Source organism: Buttiauxella sp. 3AFRM03 (assembly GCF_003675305.1).
Taxonomy (GTDB): Bacteria; Pseudomonadota; Gammaproteobacteria; order Enterobacterales; family Enterobacteriaceae; genus Buttiauxella; species Buttiauxella ferragutiae.
On record NZ_CP033076.1, the window covers coordinates 947,962 to 968,660 of the forward strand.

General features: G+C 50.2%; 24 protein-coding genes, 4 tRNA genes and 1 pseudogene. 4 read left to right on the plus strand and 25 right to left on the minus strand.

Translation table 11 applies throughout. The features are described from left to right. Positions 1 to 69 precede the first annotated feature (69 nt). The 5 genes from D8682_RS05855 to D8682_RS05875 form a co-directional block, all read right to left on the minus strand. Positions 70 to 2,445, minus strand: coding sequence for a replication endonuclease (locus D8682_RS05855; protein ID WP_121813785.1), 2,376 nt, complete (start codon positions 2,443 to 2,445; stop codon positions 70 to 72). After that, a complete protein-coding gene (locus D8682_RS05860; protein WP_121813786.1) occupies positions 2,442 to 3,581 on the minus strand; it encodes a DNA cytosine methyltransferase in 1,140 nt (379 codons plus the stop codon). The genes D8682_RS05855 and D8682_RS05860 overlap by 4 nt, the downstream gene beginning before the upstream one ends. Continuing rightward, positions 3,581 to 4,444 (minus strand): DNA adenine methylase, encoded by an 864-nt coding sequence (locus D8682_RS05865; protein WP_121813787.1) that lies wholly within the window; start codon positions 4,442 to 4,444, stop codon positions 3,581 to 3,583. Before D8682_RS05865 ends, D8682_RS05860 begins: the two co-directional genes overlap by 1 nt. Before the next feature lie 121 nt (positions 4,445 to 4,565). Next, positions 4,566 to 4,958, minus strand: coding sequence for a hypothetical protein (locus tag D8682_RS05870; protein WP_121813788.1), 393 nt, complete (start codon positions 4,956 to 4,958; stop codon positions 4,566 to 4,568). 134 nt (positions 4,959 to 5,092) lie between these two features. Then, a complete protein-coding gene (locus D8682_RS05875) occupies positions 5,093 to 5,293 on the minus strand; it encodes a hypothetical protein (protein ID WP_121813789.1) in 201 nt (66 codons plus the stop codon). A 140-nt stretch (positions 5,294 to 5,433) separates the two neighbouring features. On the opposite strand from D8682_RS05875, the gene D8682_RS05880 reads away from it, so the two are divergent. Continuing rightward, entirely contained in the window at positions 5,434 to 5,670 is a 237-nt protein-coding gene (locus D8682_RS05880) for a hypothetical protein (protein ID WP_121813790.1), read from the plus strand. Between the two features lie 201 nt (positions 5,671 to 5,871). On the opposite strand, the gene D8682_RS05885 is transcribed toward D8682_RS05880, so the two are convergent. The 6 genes from D8682_RS05885 to D8682_RS05915 form a co-directional block, all read right to left on the minus strand. Beyond that, positions 5,872 to 6,168 (minus strand): hypothetical protein, encoded by a 297-nt coding sequence (locus tag D8682_RS05885; protein WP_238392825.1) that lies wholly within the window; start codon positions 6,166 to 6,168, stop codon positions 5,872 to 5,874. 142 nt (positions 6,169 to 6,310) lie between these two features. Then, complete coding sequence (locus D8682_RS05890; protein WP_121813791.1) at positions 6,311 to 6,493, minus strand: DUF3927 family protein; 183 nt, start codon at positions 6,491 to 6,493, stop codon at positions 6,311 to 6,313. Continuing rightward, on the minus strand, positions 6,493 to 6,921 hold the full coding sequence (locus D8682_RS05895; RefSeq protein ID WP_121813792.1) for a tellurite resistance TerB family protein: 429 nt from the start codon (positions 6,919 to 6,921) through the stop codon (positions 6,493 to 6,495). The genes D8682_RS05890 and D8682_RS05895 overlap by 1 nt, the downstream gene beginning before the upstream one ends. 316 nt (positions 6,922 to 7,237) lie before the next feature. After that, entirely contained in the window at positions 7,238 to 7,477 is a 240-nt protein-coding gene (locus D8682_RS05905; protein ID WP_121813794.1) for a hypothetical protein, read from the minus strand. Beyond that, positions 7,458 to 7,670 (minus strand): DUF4761 family protein, encoded by a 213-nt coding sequence (locus D8682_RS05910; RefSeq protein ID WP_121813795.1) that lies wholly within the window; start codon positions 7,668 to 7,670, stop codon positions 7,458 to 7,460. Before D8682_RS05910 ends, D8682_RS05905 begins: the two co-directional genes overlap by 20 nt. Before the next feature lie 9 nt (positions 7,671 to 7,679). After that, complete coding sequence (locus D8682_RS05915) at positions 7,680 to 7,883, minus strand: DNA-binding protein (protein WP_121813796.1); 204 nt, start codon at positions 7,881 to 7,883, stop codon at positions 7,680 to 7,682. 280 nt (positions 7,884 to 8,163) lie between these two features. On the opposite strand from D8682_RS05915, the gene D8682_RS05925 reads away from it, so the two are divergent. Next, positions 8,164 to 8,520 carry a helix-turn-helix domain-containing protein gene (locus D8682_RS05925; RefSeq protein ID WP_121813798.1) on the plus strand — a complete coding sequence of 119 codons (357 nt, stop codon included), beginning with the start codon at positions 8,164 to 8,166 and terminating at the stop codon, positions 8,518 to 8,520. 23 nt (positions 8,521 to 8,543) lie between these two features. After that, positions 8,544 to 9,560 (plus strand): tyrosine-type recombinase/integrase, encoded by a 1,017-nt coding sequence (locus tag D8682_RS05930; RefSeq protein WP_121813799.1) that lies wholly within the window; start codon positions 8,544 to 8,546, stop codon positions 9,558 to 9,560. Here D8682_RS05930 and D8682_RS05935 read toward each other — a convergent pair. The 11 genes and pseudogenes from D8682_RS05935 to D8682_RS05985 form a co-directional block, all read right to left on the minus strand. Next, positions 9,545 to 9,925 carry a type II toxin-antitoxin system YafO family toxin gene (locus tag D8682_RS05935; RefSeq protein ID WP_121813800.1) on the minus strand — a complete coding sequence of 127 codons (381 nt, stop codon included), beginning with the start codon at positions 9,923 to 9,925 and terminating at the stop codon, positions 9,545 to 9,547. The two genes, D8682_RS05930 and D8682_RS05935, sit on opposite strands and share 16 nt — an antisense overlap. Before the next feature lie 9 nt (positions 9,926 to 9,934). After that, on the minus strand, positions 9,935 to 10,528 hold the full coding sequence (locus D8682_RS05940) for a hypothetical protein (RefSeq protein ID WP_121815649.1): 594 nt from the start codon (positions 10,526 to 10,528) through the stop codon (positions 9,935 to 9,937). A gap of 183 nt (positions 10,529 to 10,711) precedes the next feature. Further along, positions 10,712 to 10,798: transfer RNA gene (locus D8682_RS05945), tRNA-Leu, on the minus strand. Between the two features lie 12 nt (positions 10,799 to 10,810). Then, positions 10,811 to 10,884 (minus strand) — tRNA-Cys (locus D8682_RS05950). Between the two features lie 49 nt (positions 10,885 to 10,933). After that, positions 10,934 to 11,009 (minus strand) — tRNA-Gly (locus D8682_RS05955). Between the two features lie 221 nt (positions 11,010 to 11,230). Then, positions 11,231 to 12,178, minus strand: a complete 948-nt coding sequence (cbl, locus tag D8682_RS05960) for an HTH-type transcriptional regulator Cbl (protein ID WP_121813801.1) — start codon at positions 12,176 to 12,178, stop codon at positions 11,231 to 11,233. 105 nt (positions 12,179 to 12,283) lie between these two features. Continuing rightward, a complete protein-coding gene (nac, locus tag D8682_RS05965; protein WP_121813802.1) occupies positions 12,284 to 13,201 on the minus strand; it encodes a nitrogen assimilation transcriptional regulator NAC in 918 nt (305 codons plus the stop codon). Positions 13,202 to 13,421: 220 nt separating this feature from the next. Next, entirely contained in the window at positions 13,422 to 13,925 is a 504-nt protein-coding gene (locus tag D8682_RS05970) for a protein disulfide oxidoreductase (RefSeq protein WP_121813803.1), read from the minus strand. Next, positions 13,915 to 14,526 (minus strand): DsbA family protein, encoded by a 612-nt coding sequence (locus D8682_RS05975; protein ID WP_064545619.1) that lies wholly within the window; start codon positions 14,524 to 14,526, stop codon positions 13,915 to 13,917. Before D8682_RS05975 ends, D8682_RS05970 begins: the two co-directional genes overlap by 11 nt. Continuing rightward, a pseudogene (locus D8682_RS05980) lies at positions 14,523 to 16,356 on the minus strand (protein-disulfide reductase DsbD family protein). Before D8682_RS05980 ends, D8682_RS05975 begins: the two are co-directional and overlap by 4 nt. 47 nt (positions 16,357 to 16,403) lie before the next feature. Next, on the minus strand, positions 16,404 to 16,769 hold the full coding sequence (locus D8682_RS05985) for a hypothetical protein (RefSeq protein ID WP_064545616.1): 366 nt from the start codon (positions 16,767 to 16,769) through the stop codon (positions 16,404 to 16,406). 190 nt (positions 16,770 to 16,959) lie between these two features. Between D8682_RS05985 and D8682_RS05990 the strand changes: the two genes are divergently transcribed. Next, positions 16,960 to 17,035 (plus strand) — tRNA-Asn (locus D8682_RS05990). Between the two features lie 180 nt (positions 17,036 to 17,215). On the opposite strand, the gene D8682_RS05995 is transcribed toward D8682_RS05990, so the two are convergent. The 3 genes from D8682_RS05995 to ttrS form a co-directional block, all read right to left on the minus strand. After that, entirely contained in the window at positions 17,216 to 17,983 is a 768-nt protein-coding gene (locus tag D8682_RS05995) for a hypothetical protein (RefSeq protein ID WP_121813804.1), read from the minus strand. A 219-nt stretch (positions 17,984 to 18,202) separates the two neighbouring features. Then, positions 18,203 to 18,820, minus strand: a complete 618-nt coding sequence (gene ttrR / locus D8682_RS06000) for a tetrathionate respiration response regulator TtrR (protein ID WP_064545596.1) — start codon at positions 18,818 to 18,820, stop codon at positions 18,203 to 18,205. A gap of 7 nt (positions 18,821 to 18,827) precedes the next feature. Next, positions 18,828 to 20,561: a tetrathionate respiration histidine kinase TtrS gene (ttrS, locus tag D8682_RS06005; RefSeq protein WP_370090860.1), complete on the minus strand. Its 1,734-nt coding sequence runs from the start codon at positions 20,559 to 20,561 to the stop codon at positions 18,828 to 18,830. Between the last annotated feature and the right edge of the window lie 138 nt (positions 20,562 to 20,699).

Here is a 20,699-nt window from a genome sequence, read left to right on the forward strand (position 1 = left end):
TCGCGGTGAACATTTTCACCTCTGGTTCTCAGTCGGTGCAATGTTTTACTGTTGCTTTCGTTGTAATATTTATTCATCACAGACCCCCTCCCGCACCTTTTTAAGGCGCGCGATTAAGTCGCTTACAGTGGAGTCAATCGCCTGGCGTGTTTTCCGCTCCACCAGGCGCCCGTCGGGATAGCCAAACAATCGCTCACCGCAGGCAATGGTTGCCCCGGCCAGCATGGAGGCGACCGCTGCGTCGCTGGCGTCCACGCCCCGCGCCAGCAAGGTGTCTTTTATGTGCTGCTTATTGTCGAGTGGTGCCGCCGGTGGCGTTTCCGGTTTTACTTGCCTGCGTCGTTTTGCCACGCTCGCCGCCAGCCTGCTGGCTATCTCGCGTTTTTCCTTTCGGGTTAACCTCTCAAAATCGATCGGCGCGGTGTTTTCGTCGTCCTCAGCATCGTGCCGATCACGGTTTTTTTCACCTTCCGCCGGGTCCGGCGTACAGTTATTGACAGTACTCCGAGGGGCGGCGATGCCGCCCTGAAAATCAAGGTCAACACCCACGGCGGCGCGTTTCGGGACAATTTTGTATTCTGTTGTGCGGGTGAGGGTTAACGACTCAGCTCCGGCAATCGGACAATAGATGCCGTTAATTTTGGCGACGGTGTCGCCGTAATCATTGCCGTTCTCTTTGGTTTCGTAGCTGAGCCGGACACGCAGGTGCCTGCGCTCTACCAGTGGGCCACCCTGGGCGATGGTGTATTCCGGCCACTTGCGGTCATCGGCGGCTTGCTGAGCCTGAATGAGTGCGGTGTGGATCGGGTCTTTGTATTCGCGGTCGATAACCGTGACTTTGCCGTCACCGTCGATTATCTCCACCTTGTTGGTTTTGATGCGGCGCAGTTCGCGATACACCGTAACCGGCGCCCCGCCAATCTGCTGGAACTGGCGGATTTTCCAGCGTGATGCCCACGCGTTAACCCGTTTAGACATATCTCTGAGGGGCTCGCCGGTTTCGTCGTCGGTTTCACCGTCAAGCGCGTAGCCATCGATGTTCTTGCTGATATATTTCGCGATATAACCCGTTGCACCACCGCGCTCTTCCTCGATCGGTTTCGCTTTAAAGCGGTTTTCCTGCGCGCCAGCTTCGTGGCCATCTTCTTCTAATGCGTATTTGCGAAAAATCTGGCGGGCTTCCCCGATATGTTCCGGGCGCATGAACAGCAGCAAATGCCAGTGCGGTGTCGCGTCGTGATGGGGTTCAGTTACGCGAAAACCAAAGACACGGATCCCCGCGCGTTTCCATGCGGCGCGGGTTCTTGACCAGACTTTGCAAAGGTATTTTTGTGTCAGGCGCGGGGAGGCACCGCCGTATTTATCGTTACGACGCCCGTCTTGCTGCATGGAGTGGTATTTAGACGGTGCGGTCAGGGTGTAAAAATCCCCGGCCAGGTTGTCGAGTTTTGCCAAATCCTCAAAGCCGCGCATGCGCGCCATGAGCTCGGCGCGACGGATCGAGGGGTTGGCAACGCTGCGCGCCACCTTATCGATCAGCGAATGGCGCTCTCCCGTTTTTTGGTCTTCCAGCTCCATGGCTTTGAGGTATTCGCGGTTGGCTTTTTTCTGTGCCAGCCACTCATGTGCACACGGGTTGCTGCAATACGGTGCAGATTTTTTATGCACGTAACCGGCAGCGATCATGAGGTGCTCGCGCCAGCGGGCATGGATTTGCCGTAATTTATTGAGCCACCACCGTGGCGTTTCCATGCGTGAAACGGCGCAAAGCGCCGTCTCTGCATCCAGCTCTTCGTTGCAGTAAGCTGTCCAGCATGGCACACCCATATTCAAATGTGATGCCAGATAACCGATCCGCCCGTAGCCTGAAATGACAGCCATTTCCAGATCACCGGTGTTATCCAGATAAAAAGCATACTCGCGTTCAAACTCACCGATCATGAGGTCGGCAAGGTTGTAGGCCAGGCGTTTTAACTCGCGCTTGCCTGCCCACAGCAGACGGTAAAACTGGCCGTGCAGCGGTTGCAGTGCCAGCGGAGTGGCCTGCGGAGCGTACTGCTCGTTAACGTCATCAATCCGACGCAGGACGTGGCGCTCAAAGGTCTTGAGCAGCCATGCGTCCCCGACAGATTGACTTTGCTGGTCGAGATCGTAAAGGCGCTGAGCGTAATAACGGCGGATATATTGCGGCAGTGATGCCAGACGGCGGCGCAATGCACGGCACTGATCTGGCGGTTCGGGGGTTTCGGAGAGTTCGGCAATCGTTAGTTTTTTGCGGTAACCGTAAGGGGTGAGGTACTCAATAAAACGCGGCTCCTCAGACGCTGCGGGGTTAACCGCAGCGCGAGGTTGGTTCCATGCGTAGGCGTACTGGGTGTTGTCGGTGCAACCTGGAAATGCTGGCGGAGGTGTCGGGGTTTTGCGCCCCCTGCTTTCGGCAATCATCGCGCGCAGCCCATATATGCGGCTATGAACGTTTCCGCGACCGGCGCAACGATTGCATTTCCGTAGGCGCGCAATTTGCCCACTCGTCCGGCAAACCCATTAACCAAAGGCTCAAGTCCGGGTTTAACCGGTCGCCATTTCCCATCCCGGCAGAAAAGCCAGTCAGCATCACGCCACAAGCCGTTAGTCGGATAGGTCCCGTAAGTTGCGCCGTCACATCCAGGGTGTCCGTCGATAGTTTGCCGTCCCGAACCCGTCCGCCCGAATACCCTCCCTTCCCATCCCTCGCAGCAGGAGTCGGCCAGCCTGCAAGACTTGCAGCCCCTCCCAGTGTTGTTCCTCTTTTCGGGTTGTTTTTCGCTGCTCCAACTCCTGCAATCTGCACATTGTCCTGCGTTGTCGGAGTTGGCCAACCCGCTAACATTGCTGCTGTTTGTAAATTCAATCCGCCCTCCCTCCCGGCGTTGGATGGGTGCTTCCATGAGTTCGCCGTTGGTGTCGGCCATGCGGCAAGCATCATTTGTACTTGTTCGCTCAGATTTCCCGGACTCAATGATGTGCGCCCTGTCAAAAGCCGCTGCTCCGCTCGCTTCACCTGTGCCCTCGCTGATCGCTTCGTGATATTTGTTGTCGTTGGAGTCAGCCACCCAGTAAAGGCGCTGGCGGATGTGCGGTGCACCGACGCCCGCAGCGCAGAGATCGAAACCTGCAAAGGCGTAATTCGCGTTTTCCACTTGATTGCGTACATCGTCGATCCAGTCGAGGCCGTCGCCGCTCGCAACCTGTTCGCCAAAGATAACGTTAGGCTGGCACTCCGAAATAAGACGAAACCATGTGGGGAAGAGGTGTCGTTTATCGCCTTTCCCTTTCCGTTTTCCGCAGGCGCTGAAAGGCTGGCAGGGGCATGAGCCTGTCCAGACAGGGCGATCGTCACTCCATCCGGCGCGGCGCAGGGCGTAGGACCAGACACCGATTCCGGCAAAGAAATGACATTGCGTAAAACCTTTGAGGTCTTGCGGTGTGACATCCTCGATACTCCTTTGGTCAACTTCACCCGGCGCGATGTGTCCGCCAGCGATTAAATTTCTTAGCCACTGCGCTGCGTATGGGTCGATTTCGTTGTAATAGGCGGCCATTAGAATGGCTCTCCATTAGCAAACTTGGCGTTCACTTCCACCACGCTGCGCCACACTGATAAATTGCGGACGGCAATGATCTCGTCGGCAGTGCTGGCAGCTTTTTTGCGGTTGCCGATACTGCGCGGGGCGCTCAGTGTCTGGATCTTGAATTTGCCCCTCAGTAACTCGCGAGTTACTGGCGTATCTGAATTTGAAAGCACGACAGGGATCCGGCTTTCCGACAAATCAACTAGCGCGGTAACGAGGCGGCGGTGTTGTTCAGCGCCGAATTTATCGGTGTGATACCCCGTAAAATCAGCAGTGGGTGATGCCGGGATATATGGTGGGTCGCAGTAAACAACATCGCCCCGGTGGGCGTACCCCAGAGTTGTGGAGAAGTCACCGCAAATGAGTGTGGCGCGGGCAAGGCGGCGTGATAATTCGCGGATCTCGTTTTCAGGAAAGTACGTTTTTTTATAGTGACCGTAGGGGGTGTTAAATTCACCCTTGAGGTTATAGCGACAAACGCCGCCATAGCAGTGGCGATTTAAAAATAAGAATATTGCAGCCTGTTTTAGTGGTGGGAGCAGGTTGGTATTCAGGAACTCCCGCAAGGAGTAGTAATACGACTCCAGATCCTGAAACGTAAACCATGGCGCCGTTAAGCCGATCAGCTCTTCCGGATTGTCTTTAACCTGCTGATAAAAATTGATGAGGTGCGGGTTAACATCACCAATCAGGTATTCCTCGTAATCAGTATGAAGCAGGACAGCACAGGAGCCCGCGAACGGTTCGACCAGGCGTCGACCGGCGGGCAAGTGTTGTTTGAGTATTTCCATAATGCGGGTTTTGCTGCCGACCCATTTCAGTGGCGTATTCATTACAGCGCCCCCGATTTTCGGGTGGTGAGTTCACTCTCATTACGCCAGTTTTCAACTCGCGGAGTAATGAGGAATTGCCATGCCTCGCTGATGAGTGCAGCGCAGGTTGTTGCATAGTTTGCTAAATCAGTGGCAGGAATTGGGGGAGGTATCCATCCCAGCCGCCAGAACGGGCGACGGTCTGCAATGTGAAATGGTCATAACAGCTTGTTAAATTCCACTTGGGGATAATTTGATGCGCGTAAAAATCTGCGCATAAAACTTCATGATCGATACTGCCCGCACCAAACCACATGCGCGCATTGTTCCGGCCTTGCGGGTGCTGGTTATCGAGTACGAATTGATTAAAATCGGCGAGCGCCTCTTTCGGGAAAATTCCACGGCTTAAACTTCTTGTTCCGGTAAAAGTAAACTTTTGACCAATGCGTCCGGTTGATGGCTCAAAAAATACCGCAGCAAGCTGGCAGTGCGTCGGGTCTTTGCGTACTTCAAAACAAATAAATAAATTATTCATGATCTCACCTTTCAGATGCGGGGAGTCCTCGCCGCTTAAAAGGCGAAACTCTCGTTTATCAAAAAATTACTGTTTCACTTATCCGGTGCGACACTCGCAAATACCGCCCCGGATAAGCCCCCCCCCGTAATTTGCTATCCGTGATATTCCAGTTGGGTAGCGTCTGGCCTGGTGGTTTCTTTTACATTCTCGCCCCGGAACTTTTGCCCATTAGTAAGCGTGAAGAAATAGCTTCCATCGCCAGCAATAGAAGGAAAGCAAAAAGCGAGAGCACTCTCTTCAATGGAGACTCGCTCACCGTTGTAGTCGAATACATAAAAAAGCACACCGCCCATATCCACCCCCGCTGAAATTTATTTTTGCCGGTTTTTAGCCATGTCCGGCGCATGGGGTCATGGTATTTTTGTTTTGCCCGTCAATTTCTTAGCGGAAACCGGGCAAAACAATCAACCACCAGAAATAAGCGAATACTGATATGTCTAAAAAAATAGTTAACATCTACATCCCGGCAGAGCTCGAATACATTGAGCACAACCATCACGCCTGTCTGCGTTTTCATTACCGCCTGCCTGCGACTCAAAAACTCCCCCAGGCCGGGGATTTATTTACCGCGCTGACTCTTGAACAGGCAAAGGAAACCGTTACTTTTCTCCAGCAATACATTGAGAAGACCGAGGTGTTGATTTCGGCTTCTTCCGCTGTAAAACACTAATCACCCCCAGAAGTATCCCTTGTTTTGAGTAAGTCCGTCGGAAGTACAAGGCGGGCTTATTTTTCGAATTGCTTGTCATAATCTCACTCGTTAATCCTGAATTAGCACCCGTTATCCCTAACCTGTGGTTCTCAAAATCATTTGCGAATGCACACAATATTGATGACATTCACCCTTCCAGTAAGTGGCTTAAATAATCCATTAGAGTGGGGAGATCTTTCTTTCTGTGCGAGGTGGTATATCTCGCACAGTTTGCTCATCAACAATCAGTTCGTAAATTTTGATGCTGTTATCACTTTCTGAAATGTCGTTAAATACCTGAGTAATGAAACTCATGAACTGCTCATATGTAACAGTGGGATCGATGTAGTTACCTGCAATCTCCAGTAATGGCCCAAGCGCTAAATTATTTGACACTGAAACACAATCCAGCTTATCCAGACGAAAAAAAAATATTGCCGCAAGGTGTTCTTTTATCCCTGATGCGGATAAATACATTTGATAACCCAGTGTGACTATCAGACAGTTTAAAAATTTGTGCTGTTTTCATTTTTCCCTTTCCTCTAAAGTTGCGCAGTCGTTTATTCAAGCGATTATTTTAAATACAGCCCGGATAAACACCGGTTGCCCGGTGTCTTTCCTACTCGTCGTCGAACTTCTCTTGGGTTGATTTGATTACCTGCCAGTAAAGGGCAACGAGCGCCCCGACAAAAAACAGATCGGACACCACTGACAGCAGATAACTGGTGAAGTCCACCGCCACCACCATAAAAGCCAGTAGCAGAACCAGTGCTGGCCGTAACATGCTCAGCATTTGATTCATCAGAGATAATCCTCTACGCGCAGGCCCAGACGGCGCCCCACATCTTCCAGTACCTTTTGTTCTTCCGGTTCGATCTCGCCGTCAGACTCGGCAATGGTCAGCATGTTAACGAAGACTTCTTCCGCTTCTTTCGGGTCGTTCTTGATGTCCTCAATCTCACGCAAGATGTTCATTCGCCCAACACGGAAACCGGCTTCGAGCTGTTCGGTATAGCGAGTGATCAGCGCAGTGATTTCATTGCCGTAGTGTGCAAGGCGAGTATTCGAGCGAAGCAGCTGATCCAGCTTTGCGGTTTCCTCTTTTTCGATTGCACCATCAGCAGCTGCAACCAGCAGACAGCCGCCAACGATGGCCTCCATTAAATTACGGTTCTCAACTTTCTTTAATTCAACTTTTACGGCAGCGGCTTTCTTTTTAAATCCAAACATAATTAATTAACCTCTTTTCAGGATGAGTAAAAATTGCACCTATCATGTGCAGCACTCGTAAGTGATGCCCCGAATAGGCACTGACTACCGTCCTGATTTTATTTCAGAAAAAATTCTATTAATGCGAACGTTATGATGAACACAGTCGAGGCGGCGATAATTGTAGTACTAACTTTCGCAGCAAAAATTACATTCTCTTTTATAGATTTTATTGTGCTAAATTCTCTGTCAAATCGCCTATCAATTAAAACACCCACTACGATCATCGTAATAAATGACGAGCAAAACATAGCAGCGTAAAAGACAATACTCATAGTTAAATGCTCCCGCCAAGGAGTGATGGGCGTGGTACTTCATGGTTCATAATGGAGGTGACAAACGGTCGCAATCCGTCGACCGAGTCAGTATCACGCAAGCAAAATGCCAGTCCATGTAAGTGCTGGATACCGTTAGTCAGAACAACAAAATGCGACTCCTGTCCTTTCGGGTTATTCTCAATATTGAAATAATAATCCTGTAGCAGATTATTAATTAATTCAGCATACAGAAGTTTCATTGTTAAACCCTCCACCGTAAATCTTGTTAATAGTGGCCACCGCTTCCGCGAGTGCAAAATCACGTCCGTAATAGTCACCATTATTTAAAACACGATAAGGTGTTTTAAGTGTCAGTGAATTGCGCGGACATTTATTAATGGTAAAACCACGGTATATAAAGGTGTGGCTATCCACCTCAACAATCTGACTCATCTAATCCTCTCAGCTATTTGCTATAGCGTCCTTGAGCATGGCAACCATATTTACTTCAACTTTGCCGCCAGCGAGTTCTTTAGGACGAATAATTATCCGCCCGTCTCTGACCATTCCTCGACAGGTGTCAAAGGGAATGCCCGTAACTCTGGCGTACTCCTGAAGGGATAAATACGGAGCTGCCACATTTAAATTGATGGTGATGCTTCCCATTAAAACACCTCAATCAGTCCGCGATAACTTCCATTCCGCGCAAGAAAACCATGCGCGCCATATTGGAGATTGAGCGACATTCTTTGGCTGCTAAATCTTCCAAAAATGCGCGCTCTTCGGGTGTCAACCGCATAGGGATTGGATTCCCAGACGACATCCCCTTAGGGAGCCGTGACCTTTGATTACTCTCGACTTGTGCCATAGTGGTATATTGTGATCTGCAAAGTGTTGGTGAAAATCATAATGGTATAATTATTTATACCAGTCAAGGAATTTTGGTATGCAAATTTATATCGGAAACCGCTTACGCGAAGAACGAGAGCGTTTAGGCTTGAGCCAACAAGCCATGGGGGAGATAGGCGGTGTTAAAAAACTTACTCAACTTAATTATGAGAAAGGTGAGCGCGCACCAGATACGATTTACCTCACTGCACTAGCTGAGGCTGGTGTTGATATCGTTTATGTTCTCACCGGCCACCGAATTCCAATGCCAAATGAAGTAGCGCCCAAAACGGAAGAAGAGAAAAAACTCTTGGAGAACTACCGCGCTATGGACGAGGCGGCGCGCTTAAACATACAGGCGGTTGGCGCTGCGTTCGCGCAATCAAAATCAAAAGTAAAAACCGGTGGCGATTAATTTAAAGGATTAGGGCTTTTCATATGACGGTTAGAAAGCTGCCAACAGGCAAATGGATTTGTGAGTGCTACCCCTACGGGGCAACCGGCAAACGCATCCGCAAGCAATTTGCAACTAAAGGCGAGGCGCTTTCTCATGAGCGCCGCCTGATGAATAATGCCAATGGACAGAGCGTTAATGATAATGCCGTAACGCTTTCCGCATTTGTCGGTCGCTGGTATGAAATGCACGGCAAAACCCTAACATCTGGAGAGGAACGGAAAGCCAAACTTGATGCAATTTGCCTGCGGTTGGGCGATCCACTTGCAGCTCACTTTGATAAAAATACTTTTGCTGTTTATCGGGAAAGACGACTAAGCGGTGAATGGAATCAGAAAGGAAAGAAGAAGCTGAAAGAAGCCACGGTAAACCGTGAGCAGTCTTACCTTCATGCTGTATTTGCGGAAATGAAACGGCTGGGGGAATGGGAGGGTGATAACCCTCTGTCTGGCATCAGGCAGTTTAAGGAAGGTGATCAAGAACTGGCATTCTTGTATCAGGAGGAAATTGAGCAATTGCTTGCAGCCTGCGACCAGTCAGCCAATAAAGATCTCGGCATCATCGTGCGTATATGCCTGGCGACCGGAGCTCGTTGGAGTGAGGCTCAGGATTTGAAACAATCCCAAATATTGCCAGGCCGTTTGACCTTCACCCAAACGAAAAGCAAAAAGAATCGGACGGTACCCATTTCCGAACGGTTGCAAAAACTGCTACCAAAAAAACGAGGCGCCCTATTCACTCCCGCGTATGAATCTTTCAAAGCAGCATTAAGCAGAGCTAACATTGAATTACCAAAGGGGCAACGTACTCACGTTTTGCGCCATACCTTTGCAAGCCATTTTATGATGGGTGGGGGTAATATTTTGGTACTGCAACAGATACTTGGTCACAGCACAATTTTAATGACAATGCGGTACGCACATTTCGCACCGGATCATCTTGATGCAGCTATCACATTAAACCCATTTGATAGCCTTACTACCAATCAGAAAGAAGACTGAAATTCTTCTGCCCGGCGTTCAATTTCTGCCATATACGATGTCCGCGCAAGTTCATGGGCATTAGGCGTCATAAGGCTAATGAGTTGGTACCTATCTGGATAGAGAAAGTGACGGGTATATACTAAATAGTTATCTGATTTGCGGGCGGGGGCTGGTAGCCTGGCGGGCCATGGTTTTTCATCCGGGAGGAGGATATGGATTTTAAAGACATAGGAATCTCTAAGGCGTCTGCTATCTTCCCACTGCCCTTCGTTACCAAAAACCGCAGGAAGCATACCTATACTTTTCCAGTCTTGCAGTAGCAATGCATATTCATGAGCTACAGCAGGCAGTTCAATATCCTTATGTACTGAGATTTTGATCACGTTAAAACCTCAATAAAATTTTGGTTCTTCAAGCCCAAGTTTCTTATGCTCACTACGGATTAGAGCGTGAACCTCTTTAGCTGTAACTTTCGGTAGTGCTTCAGTTGTTTTCTTTGGCGGGATCGTGGCTTCAATGAAGCTGAACATGTCTTCAATAGTGTAACGGACGGAGGCAACAGCACGACCGAAGGAAATGATTTCCTTCCTAAGCTCCACGTCACTTTCAGGAATATCTTTTAAAGCGATTCTGATCGCATCTATCAGCGCCGCACAAACATCAACGTAGCTACGAAAAATCGCAAACCCTTCTTGTGTCTCTTTTTTAAGTCTATCGATTCTGATTGGTGCGCGCTTTTCTTCCCATTCAGCCCGGATATTCAAGCGATGGATATTCATTCTGTCGGCAAAATTGCGCATAAAAACTGTAGCCTGATCTATCGGCAAAAACACAACAGAATCTTTGACGCTTTGAAGTGACAAGGTTGAGGAGCTATGACTGGTGACTGACACATCGAGATTGCCAATACTGCTGGCAGGAACAGGGGCAAGTGCCACAGCCATAGCAGCTGCCATTGAAGCAATTTTACTTTTTTTACTGACCATTAATATCGTACCTGGCAGAAGAAATCTTAAGGGCATGATAGCGCAAAAATCACCCACCGAAAATGACATCGCCAACTCATCGCCATTTCATCGCCACTTACCCAAATCGCAGAGAGTAAAAAACCACCCGAAGGTGGTTTCCACGACACTGCTTTATCATTGATTTTATTGCTTTTATTCCCATGGTGCCCGGGGCGGGACTTGAACCCGCACAGCGCGAACGCCGAGGGATTTTAAATCCCTTGTGTCTACCGATTTCACCACCCGGGCTCGGGAAGAAAGTGGAGGCGCGTTCCGGAGTCGAACCGGACTAGACGGATTTGCAATCCGCTACATAACCGCTTTGCTAACGCGCCAAAACTTTTCACCTTTGCAGGCTGTAACAGAATTTCTGCTACATAAATTTGGAGCGGGAAACGAGACTCGAACTCGCGACCCCGACCTTGGCAAGGTCGTGCTCTACCAACTGAGCTATTCCCGCAAAATCATTTTAATTAAGCTTAAAGCTAATCATTTGATTTTACTATCTTCTGGCAAGCTGCGCTGCCGTTCGATGCGTTGCATTCTACTTACCTGACGCGGTGAGTCAACGAAATTTTCAGTTACCGCGCTTCGTTTGCTGAATTTTGCACCGCACCGATCACGATTCACGCAATTACCGCCCCAAAGCGGCTAAAATTAGCTCATCAAAGTGAAAAAGGATCAAATTTGATAATCCAACGCGCTTTCTTCCGGCTCCAGAGCTAATCGCTTAATATCCGCAACGGAGAGTTCCGGATTACATAATTCGATAAAGCGCCAGACGTAATTACGCTGGAGCTGTCCACGTTTGAGCCCAAGCCAAACCGTGTTGGCTTCGAACAGATGACGCGTATCCAGCCTGACTAACTCCCCGCCTTCATCGCCGCTAGCCTGAAACGCGACCAGGCCAATCCCCAACCCTAATTCCACATAGGTTTTCACTACGTCAGAATCTTGCGCACTCAGGACGATATCCGGCGTTAGTCCACGTCGGGAAAACGCTTCATCAATACGCGCACGTCCTGTTATGCCTTGCCGATAGGTAATAATCGGCCAACGGCTGATATCGTCGAGCGTAAGCGGATTAGCGTGAATCAGGGGATGACCGTGCGGCACCAGCAACGTGTGGTACCAGCGGAACCACGGGTATGCGACGACTAAAGGATCGGTACTCAGACGTTCGCTGGCGATACCAATATCCGCCGTACCGTTGTGCAGCAGGGTTTCTATTTCTTGCGGTGTGCCCTGTATTAATTCAAGACGGACTTCAGGAAATAACGTGCGGAAAGATTTAATCACGCTCGGCAAGCTGTAGCGAGCCTGTGTATGGGTGGTCGCAATGGTCAGAACACCACTGGCATCATTAGTAAAAACATCTGCCAGGCGCCGAACATTGCTGGCTTCATTAAGAATGCGTTCAGCTATCACCAGTAAAGCTTTGCCTGGCTCCGTCATGCCTAACAGCCGTTTGCCACGGCGAATGAAAATCTCGATACCGAGTTCTTCTTCCAGTTCACGGATATGACGGCTGACACCAGATTGCGAGGTGAAAAGCATGTTGGCGACTTCGGTCAGGTTGTAGTCCCGCCGAGCCGCCTCGCGAATAATTTTCAGTTGCTGGAAATTCACATTGCCCCCGGGGCATCACCGTTCTTTACACTATTGTTAAAGTGGCAACCCCGAGATAACAAATAATAAAAACCAGCAACTTATTCGATTTAGCAATAAGCCAGATTAACCCACCAATAACAGCTCGCGATTTTCCTGAACCGGACGAACGACTAAAGACATCAAAATGTCTTTTACCGCCTGCGCTTGCGGCGACAAAGCAGTGCGCGCCGACAAGTTAACCGAGAGCGGTAAATTCAGCGATGGACTGGTAATTCGCGCCATCCAGCCATTAGCTGAACTCACCAGCGAGCGCGCCGCAGATTCTGGCAACACCGTCACGCCCATGCCGCTGGCAATCGCCGCCGTGAGTGTGGAGATAGAATCAATTTCTCCAGTAATTTTCGCCGTTAATCGGCGCAGTGAGAAAGCTTCATCTACGCGTTTACGCACAGCGCTGTAGTCACGCGGCAGGAATAGGTTCATTTCGGCCACCGCAGCGAGATCAACTGTCTGACCTGGACAGTCGCGGGTGCCGACCAGAAACAACTCCTCTTTAAGTAACGGTTGGCTAATGATGCCCGCCGTCGGAGAACGGTCATACAAGACCGCCATGTCAAGCTGGCCGCTTAACAGCTTGTCATTCAGGACAGAACCACTGTTCTCATGCAGATAGACCAGCACGTCGGGTAATTCCGCACGTACTGCCTGTAATAAAGGCATGGTGATTGAAGATGCTGCGGTACCTGGTGCCAGGCCAATCGAAACCTGGCCGCCCAAAGTTTGGCCCACATTGCAAACGGCTAATTGCGCCTGCTCGCACTGACGCAGGATCGTCCGCGCATGGGTATAAAGGATTTTTCCTGCTTCTGTTGGCGTTACGCCGCGTTTGGTGCGAATTAACAGCTGCTGATCCATTTCACCTTCAAGGGTAGCGACTTGTTGGCTCAGGGCTGGCTGCGCTATATGCAGCACCTCTGCGGCCTGAGTCAGGCTACCAATATCGACGATTTTTACGAAGTACTTCAGTCGTCTTAAATTCATTTTGCCTCCTACACGGAATGCCAACGCCAGTCTCGGCAGTGATGTCCCTTTAGGAATTGCAATATGCTTGCCACTTTTTAGAAACATCCGACCAGATGCGCTAACCAGCTGGATAATAAGAGAAAGTGATTAAAACGACGGGATTTGAAATTGAAACAGTGGTTCGCTTATGCCCCATAAGAGGTACAGGCGCACCATAAAGGTGCGCCTGTTCACAATTTTATAAAGCAGCCCATTCCAGCCGCGTTTTCATTCCCCAATAGCTGGTCCAGCCGGTGGTTGAAGAAACCACTTCACCTTTATAAAGCACAACCAGCGTAGGCGTGACGCCAACCTGCCAGTTGCGCGACAACTCACCCGAGGCGTCATTAACCACCGGAAGCTGGACTTTCTTTTGCTCCAGCCAACGCAACACGGCTTGTGGCTCGCCAGAACGCAGCGCAATCGTCATTACGTTTTCCCCCTCTTCCACCAGCCGTGATACCGATGGCGTGGTGTAACGGCAGACGCCACACCAACTCGCCCAAAAATAGAGTAACAACGGGCGTTCTTCACTCAGGGCATTTAGGGTCAACGTTTGCCCATCCAGCGTCTGTAGCGGCGTGCTGTCAAAAGTGGTCGGCATTTTGGGTGCGCGCCACCAGTCCATAAGCACTACGATGGTGATAAGAACCAATACCATCACCAACGCTTCCCGCCCCCACCGTCGCAGCTTACCGATCATTAGCCTGCTCCAGTTTCTGTTGGACCAGTTCATCAAGGGATTCCCACGGTACGGCACCCGCCAGTAACGTATCGCCAACCAGTGTCGCAGGCGTTCCTTGTACCCCAACAACCCGTGCCAGTTGTAGATTGAGGTTCAGTGTTTCCCTGCTCAATTCATCCGGCTCGACTCGTGTGGTGCCACTTTTGGTTGCCGCAGCGTCGATGGTGGCCGCCGTATGGTTACCCTTTTTCGACATCAAACTTTGATGCAGCGGCAGAAACTGCTGCGGATGCTCACGCCAGGTTGTCAGCGCCACGCGTGAGGCAAGCGAGGAAGATTCACCACGAAAAGGCAGCAACTTAAACACCACCGCTACATCAGGATATTTCTGCACCACTTTTTCCAGCATCGGGTCGAACTGTTTGCAGTAAGGGCAGTTGTAATCAGTAAAAGAGATAATCGTCAGTTTTGCGGTGGTAGCACCTATCCGCGGGCTGGATGGATCGTGGTACAACGCCTGGTAAATCATCTCCTGCAGCTGTTCTTCGTCGGTTGAAGTCGCGGCGAAGGCGCCAAAGATGGGGGCAAGTAACAGCACAAGTGTCATCAGCAGTTTCATGATTTATTTCCTTTCGCATCAGTTAGCGCATTCAGTACCGCATCGCGCGATAAAAGTGTCGGTAGCGGTTTCCCGGCGGGATAGTTCGGCCCATAGATTTGATTGAAAGGCACACCAGCCTGCCCGCGTTGCTTGAGAAACTCAGTGATTTCTTTTGAAGGGAGTGTCCAGTCACCACGCAGTGCAACCACGTCAGGCTCCTGCAATGCAGCCTGCACATCAGCACGGGAAATGACATTTAACTTATTAATTTTACAGGTGATACACCAGTCGGCGGTGACATCAATAAACACTCGCTTGTTTTGTGCGAGCGCATCCTGAATCGCCTGTTCGCTTAACGGCTGCCAGGTAATATTTTCTTCTGCCGGGATCGTTGTTGCAGCGCTAAAATGCACCGGCAACAGGCTCGCCAGCCATAGTGCCGAACCCAGCATCATCACCGCCAGGATGCGACGCAGCCATAGCATCCAACGCCCCGGTTTTGGCAGAAGTAACGCCAGCGATGGGCGCATGGCAATCAATAACCACGGCAAGCCCATCCCCACGCCTAAGGCGAAGAATATTCCCCACAGCGCGGGCAACGCGGCTCCCAACGCAACAGCGACAGCGGTTCCGAGGAACGGTGCGCTGCAAGGTGTCGCCAAAAGTGTTGCCAGTGCGCCCTGCCAGAAATGCCCACTTAAACCATTTCCACCCTGGGTTGCGAGTTTGGTTGTCACTTTCGATGACAGTCGAATTTCAAACAATCCAAACAGGTTGGCGCTGAACACCAGCATCACCAACACCATAAAGCTGATAAACCAGACATTCTGGAACTGGATGCCCCAACCCACCGCCTGATTGGTCAAGCGCAGGATGGTCATTAACAGCGCCAGTGCCATAAAGGAGAGCAGGATCCCGGCAAAAGAGGCGAGGAATTGCTGGCGTATTTTGCGCCGATCTTGTTTTTCCACCATCAACACCGAGCCGAGCTTCATACCCAGAACCGGCAAAACACACGGCATCAGGTTGAGGATAAAACCGCCCAACACGGCAAAGAGCAACACCTGCCAAAGCGTGAAGTCCTCCCCCACATCGGGCACAACCGGCGCATCTTTTATCGTGATACTACTTTGCTGCGCGACACCGTTATCAGCGATAACCACTGATAAATCGCGGCCACGCAAGTCCGGCCCCGCCCCCTCCCAACCATCACTAACCGGTATAGTCGCCCACAGCGTTTCACCTGCTATCTGATATTTTGGTTTCCCAAAACTGGCATCTTCCGGCATATCCAGATACAGCTCTGGTTTCTGCCAGCCCGCTGCGCGAGTGGCTTGTACCACTAACTCCGCATGGTGATATCCGGCAGTTAGTTTATCAGTCAGGCCGCCAGCAAGCGGCACTTTGCCCATGGCTTGCGCATAGTCATGGGCAAAATTCGCATCGCTTTGAGCAGGTGTGATTTCAAACGGGAAATCGGTCAGCAGACAAACATCTTTGCACGTTGATAGCGTCAGCACTCCGGCGATTTTAGACGGCGCTTCACCTGCCAGTTTTATCGGGATACTGACCTGATGCTGGTAGCCTTGAGTGGTGATCCCAGCCACATCAAAGCGCAGTGGTACGGGCCAGAACCAAAGGGCTGATTTTACCGGCTTACTCCAGTTGATGATCGGTGCAACGCCACCATCACCAGGCGAACGCCAGTAAGTTTTCCAGCCATCCTCAAGTTTTACATCCAGCAAAACCTGCGTCTCGCCTTGCGGTGAAGTGTCAGCGCGCAGCCCAACTGGCTGGCAACCATAGCAGCAATAGGCAGAGCAACGCCTGCCTGAAAATACTCAACATATTGTTTCTCCATAAATGAATTATCGGACTGTGTTAAACAGCCGTTTTCATTCACGGAATACGCAAAATCGCAGATGGACTCTGAGGGTGGGCGAGGAAAACTCACGAACGGGGACAATAGAAGAAGAGTTCGGCTGCAATGGCACAAGCAGTGTCAGCAGCAGGCTGAAGATAAACAATGCACCTTCGAACAGCACTGGCGGCGCGGCAAGCAGCGATTTAGCGCTCAATTCACAAGGCGTAATGGGAGACGCTTTATCCGTATCGGTAACACCGTTTTGCGCCATCATCACGCTTTCGGCAGCTTTCATTTGCAAAGCATGCAGTCCCGCCATGCGCTGCGCGGTGCACACTAACACCACCAGACACGCCAGGAACAAAAACCACTTTGCAATTTGCTGCTGTTTTAACATGAATTCTTCACTCCATTTGAACCGCATATCTTAGCCCGTCGCCTCGGTTTGGCAACTTATGCGCTGTAAAGATATGTCTATGGCGTTTAATGACACGGTTTGCTTGTTTTATCAGCAAACGAACCAACCGCGTGATGAGAGGCTTTGACAAGCCTGAAACACCTCGCTAATATGCGCCCCGTTAACCGATTCCTCTGTAGTTCAGTCGGTAGAACGGCGGACTGTTAATCCGTATGTCACTGGTTCGAGTCCAGTCAGAGGAGCCAAATTTAAGAAGCCCGCTTAGGAAACTAAGCGGGCTTCTTACTTTTAGACTTCATGCGAATTTTTATGACTATTTAGTTGTCTGAATTCTTGCGGTATAAACGAAAAGACGACCAGACTCAATATTGCACGGGTTAATACGTCGCTAACGAACGCCATACCGAACCAGACGTCTTAACGCTTCACCATCGAATGGTATAGGGTTCATTCCCTAATTCCCATTTATCGTCATTCAGCTCAATAAGAATTCCGCTACGCGACCATGAATCTTTATCACTGTAAATGGATAACTGTTCTTTTAGTACCGCATTATTCAGCCACGGTGTTTTATGTTGATCGAGTTTCCATTTAAAATTAACCCATGAAACAAGATGAGGATTATCATCATAGGGGTTCTTTAATGGTTTCATATATTTCTCCACGCCACCGTACTGAATATGTGCACAAAAGCGGTTTGCGCCGTAGAGTCCTTGAGGAAGATGACCTGATTTAGGATCATCATAGCGATAAAACTTGTTCCCTAGCGGGGTTAATTCTACATAACTTAACGCAACATTAGGGGATGTTGATGAGTCAGTACCAGCAGCTTTTGCCTTAAAAACGGCCAATGCAGACGCCCCCTCACCAGAATTAAACTTTACTGTGATTAAACCAGCATCAATCAGTGCAGCCACATCTTTTCTGATATCCCCTGACGGATACATCAATGAAGCGGTTTCAGTATTCCCTGGAAGTTTAACGCCTGGATTGGGCATACTTACACAAGCATTAACAGGTATATTTTGAGTCTCAGTGAGTGCTGTTGTGAGCAGGGTATCGATATCACTTTCTTTCAGTTGGGCGAAAACAGGACTACAACTCATTAAAATTAATGCACCAGCAACTATCCTGCCGACAATATTCCCCAAGCGTGGACACTGCGATTTAGAGCCTTCTAATATCCCCACCATTACTCTCCATTTGATTACTTTTAATTAATAAATTACTTGTCACGTTTTTCGGTTTATATAAGAAATTCAGGCGGCGTTTTCAGCAATCACCGTTCTCCATTATTTCAGCCTCAGAGTACTTTGACCAGCGGCAGCACTAACCGGCACATCCTGATGTACTGATGATGCGCGGAGCTAATCCAGCCTACGAAAAAGGGTCATCATTAGTTTCAAACCCGCTCAGGAAACCAGATAATTTTTTGCATTTCTGTCGTCCAGTATCTGCTGCAGTCGGTTCACCAGTTCCGCCAGGCTGCCTGCCTGCATTTTTTCCATCACCCTGGCGCGGTGCACTTCCACCGTGCGTACCGCAATATTCATGGTGCTGGCAATCTCACGGTTGATTAACCCATCTGCCACCAGCCCCGCCAGCTCCCGCTCTTTAGGTGTCAGTTGCTGATAACAGGCGACAATTTTTTGCCTTTCAAACGTCTGCTCAGAAACCAGTAATGCATGTTCCAGCGCCAACTGAAGGGGCTTTGCCGATACGGGCTTTTGCAGGAAATCGACCGCACCGCGTTTCATTTGTTCTACCGCCATCGGAACATCACCATGGCCGGTGAGGAACACCACTGCCAGCGTACTGCCGCGTCGCAACATTTCCTCATGCACGGCCTGGCCATCCATAACCGGCATACGCATATCCAACAACAGCACACCCGTCTGGTATAACTCTGCCTGCGAAAAAAACATTGCCCCTTCATGCCAGCAGTGAACTTCATATCCCAGGCTTTCAAGCAAAAAAGCACAGGCTTGAGTCACTGCCATATCGTCATCTAACAGGTGAATTATCGCCATTGCTGTTTCATTCCTCCTTGCGCATAAAATCTAACACCACCGCCACACCCAACTGACCATCCGCGGCTTTTTGATTCTGGATACTGATCTCTCCCTGGCCATAGCGGACTAAACGCTGGCATATCACCAGTCCGAGTCCCATTCCCTCGTCGCGGGTGGTCATAAAAGGCTGGAAAGCCTGGCGCAGTAACGCCTCATCAATGCCTCCGGCATTATCTTGTAGGGTAATTCGCGTGCCGCTGTCTTTATCGTCCACCATTAACCAGATCGTTGTGGCTCCCGCCTGAGCCGCATTCAGGGTCAGGTTGGTCAGCACTTGTTCAAGCAGCATTGGCGGCAGCTGCAAAGTCTGTGCGGAATTGGCTTCCATTTGCAGCGTTAATGCCGGGAAATGCTGCTCCATGCGCAATAATCGCCAGACATGTAACATCGCATCGCGAATGCTGACTTGCCCCCACTCCTCGCTCATCACTGGGTTACCCTGCGCCTGGCTGACCCAGTGGCGCAGGTTACGCAAAGTGTCGGCTCCACGTTGTGCCTGCCGGTCAATTTCTTGCAGCGCCGCCTGCAGTGGATGTTGCTCATTCTGCGCCTCAAGGCGAATCAGGCATCCCTCGGCATAATGCCGAATGGCCGAGAGCGGTTGATTCAGCTCGTGGGCGAAACCAGATGTCATCTCTCCCAGCACGCTCATTTGTCTTGCCGTTTCCAGCGCCTGCTCCTGCTGACGCAGCAGCACATTATTGCACTCTAGCTGCTGGCCACGCCGCCGTACCAGTAGCATCACCCAGATGTAATTTAGCGTGAGCAGTAGCAGGACCAACGCCACGGTGCCCATTGCCAGCTGATGTTGAATCAACCAGCTTTTGATATCCAGCCACAAACGTCGCTGTTGCGGATGCTGGCGTATGTCTTGCAACAGTGTTTCGACCTGGTTGGTCGAGGCCGGAGCCCCCCAACGAAAAGACGCGCTTTCTGGGGAATTAAGCAAAACCTTCGTGACCCGATCCGCCAGTTCATCACTGACCATCGGTAATGCAGCAAACGACCAGTTAGGGTAAAGCGGCGTGCTGGTTAAGCAGGGAATAGAGGCCGAATGGTTTAACAGCGCGACAAAATCTTGCTTATGGATAAGTCCCTCTTCCTCCATATTCTCCAGCAGGCAGACCGGCACAATCGCCGCCTGAATGGCTTTTTCGCGTAACAAATAGAGCAAAGCATCGGCCGGGAAACCGGTGAAGCGCAAATTCAGGTCACGTTCTGGGCGGATACCGCTATCAATGAGCGCTTTATATCCCAGTAAATAGCCGCCAAAAGCCTGCGCATCAATAGCGCCAACCGTTTTGCCAATTAGATCGTGTACCGAGGCGATACCGCTGTCACGACGGGCGAGGATCACACTGCCGATTACATTGCTCTCCGCTTTGCCACCACGAGCAGAACGTAAAGAAGCCAGCCAACGCAGTGGTGAATGGCTGTTCAGTTGCACAAACTGCGCCGGATTGGTCACCACAAACTGTACCGTTTTACGGTTAACAGCCTCCTGCATTTGAGGCAGATCGAGCGGTTGAATATGAAACGACTCGCCGGGAAGTTGTTGGTTAAGCGTGGTTTCCAGCGCTTGCCAGTGGCTGCGGGTCAACACCTCTCCACGCATCGCCAGAACACCAATGTTCCACGATTCCGCCCACGCAACACCGCTCATCATGATGGCTGACATGAATAACGCCAGACATCTCATCTGTGTCCCAATCACCGAATTATCCCTGTTGATTATGTTGTTTTAGATCAACAACAAGCTGGTTATGTGGTTAACCACAATAGAGCCGCCACTCCCTGATTTTTACACTGTAAATCATAGACATTTTTTATACATCAC